Origin of the sequence: Aquicoccus sp. (genome assembly GCF_041686535.1) — a bacterium.
Taxonomy (GTDB): Bacteria; Pseudomonadota; Alphaproteobacteria; order Rhodobacterales; family Rhodobacteraceae; genus Aquicoccus.
The window spans coordinates 1-3,589 of sequence record NZ_JAWLDS010000172.1; the positions used below are offsets into that span (position 1 = coordinate 1).

Annotated in this window: 3 protein-coding genes; all 3 read right to left on the minus strand. The window is 62.2% G+C overall.

What is annotated here, in order from left to right; translation table 11 throughout:
- Positions 1-965: TolC family protein (locus ACESL9_RS17505; protein ID WP_372675361.1), on the minus strand; the 965-nt coding region annotated here is incomplete at its 3' end.
- 159 nt (positions 966-1,124) lie between these two features.
- Positions 1,125-2,486 carry an HlyD family type I secretion periplasmic adaptor subunit gene (locus ACESL9_RS17510; protein ID WP_372675362.1) on the minus strand — a complete coding sequence of 454 codons (1,362 nt, stop codon included), beginning with the start codon at positions 2,484-2,486 and terminating at the stop codon, positions 1,125-1,127.
- Positions 2,449-3,589, minus strand: a 1,141-nt coding sequence (locus ACESL9_RS17515; protein ID WP_372675363.1) for a type I secretion system permease/ATPase, incomplete at its 5' end; no start/stop codon positions are given. The genes ACESL9_RS17515 and ACESL9_RS17510, both read right to left, overlap by 38 nt.

A 3,589-nucleotide genomic window follows, 5' to 3' on the forward strand; every position in this document is an offset into this window, starting at 1 on the left:
CCCGAGAGCGAGCTACGCGTTATCGTTCCGGTCAGCGACAGTCGTGGATAGAGATCTGCGCGCGCCGCGGCCACATCGCGAAACGCGGCGTAATAGCTGCGCTCGGCCACGCGGATATCGGGCCGATTGCGCAGGAGATCCGCCGGGATGCCCACCTCGGGCGACAATGACACGCGCGGCTGGCGCGCCGACCCGTCGAGATCAGTCTCGAGCGTGCCGGGGATTCTGCCGACAAGCACAGCGATCTCGTTCTTGGCGGCATCGATGGCGGCGCGGATCTCGGGAATTTCCGCCTTTGTCTCCGACACGAGCGCGCGCGCCTTGACCACGTCGATCTGGGTGGCGGCATTACCCTGTTGCAGCCGCTCGATCAACTCCAGCGTCTGGCGACGCGAGGCGAGTTCCGAGCGGCGCAGGGCAAGACTGGTCTGCTGATAGCGAAGATCGACATAGGCATTGGAGAGATTGAGAAGAAGAAGAAGCTGTGCAGCATCCACCTCGGCATCGGCCACCTCAATGCGCGCGCCGGCCGCATCGATTTGGGCCCGCCGTCCGCCATAAATATCGAGGATCCATTCGAAACCAAGCGAGGCTTCAGCCCGGGTCTGGTTTGAACCGTTGCTGTCGCCTTCCCGCTGCACCCCCGCGCGCGGGGAGAAAAAGGTCGATTGCGGCACGGTGCGCTGGATAGCCTCCGCCTCAGTCACGCGCTCGCGGGCAATGTCGAGATTGAGATTGCCCTCAAGCGCCACATCGATCAGGGCATTGAGGGTGGGGTCGTTAAAGTTCTTCCACCAATCGGCATTGCTGAGCAGCACCGGGGTACTGTCCCGTGCGGCCTTGTAGGAGGAGAGAAACGAGAAGACGGGGGCCTTGTAAGGCTCATCCGAACAGCCTGCCAAAAGCGACAGCCCTGTCAGAACGGAAAATGCGCGTGACGCCCTGCGCCAGCCCCTGCCCGCCATGTGAAATATCCTGCCTCTTTATCCATGCGCCCGGTTTTCAGCACCGGTTAGTCACATGTTTCTGCTCAGTTTGAAGCATGGCCCGAAAGCCGAGTAAAAACAAGCATTCACATACGATAATGGCTGGATGTGCCTTCGGCGTATCACCCCTGCCTCCACTCAGTCGTCGCGGAAGGCACGGCGCAGTTGGTCGCTCAGCGGGCGTATCAGATAGCTCAGCACAGTGCGCTCGCCGGTTTGCAGGAAGGCTTCGATCGGCATGCCAGGCAGGATCTCATGGCTCTCGAGACGCGACAGCTCTTCGGGCGGGATGGTCAGCGAGACCCGGTAAAAGCTTTGCCCCGTTTCCGGATCAGTGACACTGCTGGGCGAGATCCCAGTGACGGTGCCGAATATCTCGGGCGCGGTGCGGCTGCTGAAGGCAGAGAACACCACCTTGGCGCGCTGTCCAAGCGCGACCTGATCGATCGCGTCGAGAGCGACCCGGACCTCGAAATCCACCCCGTTGGAGACTGGGATCACCTGCAGGATGGTATCACCCGGGGGTACCACGCCGCCGGCGTTGAATATCTGCATCTCGTGCACGATTCCGTCCACCGGCGACAGGATTTCGATCCGGTCAAGCTGCTTCTGGGCTGTGACGATCTGGAGCACGAGTTCCTCGGCTTCCATGACTGCCTCTCGCAGGTCGGTTACCACCTGTTCTTTGAACTGCCGGTCGGACTGGAGTATCTCAAGCTGTGTGTCGCGGATCGAATTTCGGATGCGGGCCATAGTAGACTGATGTTCGGCGAGTTCGCCGAGTAGCTGCGAACGCGATCGCTCTAATTCCAGTACCTGGCCCTCACGCGCCAGCCCGTCTGCGTGCAAGGAACTGACGTCAGACAGTTCCTTCTCGATAAAGCCGAGTTGATCCCTTTTGGCCTTGATAAGCCCATCCACTCCAGAAATCTGATTGAGGAACTGTTCGACCTTCTCGCTCAGTTGTTCCTTCCGACCCCGCATGACCTCACGGCGTGCCTGGAAAATCTCCATTTGACCGGCATTGATCTGTTCAAGCGGCAATCCCTCAAGGTAGGTTGTATCATAATCGAAAATCAGGTTCTCAGCATTTGCCTGCTCGGCGCTCAAACGGCTTATCTCGGCGCGGGTTTCCGCGAGGCGGTTGCGATACATTTCCAAATTGATGCGTAAGAGCGTCGGGTCGAGCCGCAAGAGCACATCGCCCGCGCGCACCAGATCCCCGTCCGAGACGTGGAGTTCCTCGACGATTCCGCCATCGAGGCTCTGTACTACCTTGGGGTTGCCGCGCACCTCCGCCGAACCTGAGGCGATCACCGCGCCACTGATCGGTGTGAAATAGGCCCAGCCGAAGACCAATGTCAGCAGGATTAGCCCGGCGAGAATACCGAAACGGCTGGCGCGTGTAAGGTCGGTCCTGAGCATCGGGGCGGAAAACGCGTCTGCAGACATCACCATTCCCTCACTGTGCCGCAACGGGGACCGGGCGGGGCTTGCCATGCAGCACCTCGTCCTTGTCGCCGAATTTCGCCATCCGCCCGTGATGCAGCAGCATGATCTTGTTGACCGAGGCAAGCGCGCTCGGCCGGTGTGCCATCACCACCACCACGCAGCCCTTGGTGCGCATGGTGCTGATCGCGTATGCAAGGGCATCGTCGCCATCGGCATCGAGATTGGAATTGGGCTCGTCCAGCACGATGAGACGCGGTGCGCCATAGATTGCGCGCGCCAGCCCCAGGCGCTGGATCTGCCCGCCCGAGAGCGGGCGCGTCATCCGGTCCATATGGGTGGCATAGCCGTCCGGCAGGCCGAGGATCATCTCATGCACTCCGGCGATGCGTGCGGCCTCAATGATATCGGTATCCTTCGCCTCGGGGTCAAAGCGCGCGATATTTTCGCCGACGCTGCCCGACAGGATCTGCAGCGATTGCGGCAGGTAACCGATGTGACGGCCCAGGGCCTCGGGCGTCCATTGATCAAGCGTCGCCCCGTCAAGCCGCACCTCGCCGGCATCCGCCACCCAGGCCCCGACCAGAAGCCGCGCCAGCGTCGATTTGCCCGCCGCGCTGTTGCCCACCACGCCCAGACCGTCACCGGCCGACAAGGCGAAGCTGACCCGGTCCAGAATGCGCGGGCGATCGACTTGCGCATCCGGCCCGGCCGGGGCCAGTTTGGTCAGCCCCGTCACTCTTAGATCACCGGAAGGCGCAGGCAAATCGACGCGCGGTTTCTCAGGCGGCATCTGGCCAAAGATCTCGCGCAGACGCTGATGCGATTCGCGCGCGCGTCCGATGGCCCGCCACTGGCCGATCACCTGATCGACCGGGGCGAGCGCCCGGCCGGCGATGATCGAGGTGGCGATGATCATGCCGGGGGTGATCTCCTGGCGCAGGGCGAGATAAGCCCCCAGGGTCAGGATTGCCGATTGCAGGAGCAGCCGAAAGGATTTCGAGAAGGAGGCGAACCCTTCGGAACGGTCGCTGCCCACCTGCCCCGTGGCCAGCGCCGCATCATGCATCTCGCGCCATCGCCGGACCATCCGCTCGCGCATGCCGAGCGCGTGCAGGGTTTCGGCATCCCCCCGGGTCTGATCGACGAGATTG

Excerpts from the sequence above, each read along its gene's own strand:
- ACESL9_RS17510 (WP_372675362.1), bottom strand. The coding sequence starts at position 2,486 with ATGGCAAGCCCCGCCCGGTCCCCGTTGCGGCACAGTGAGGGAATGGTG.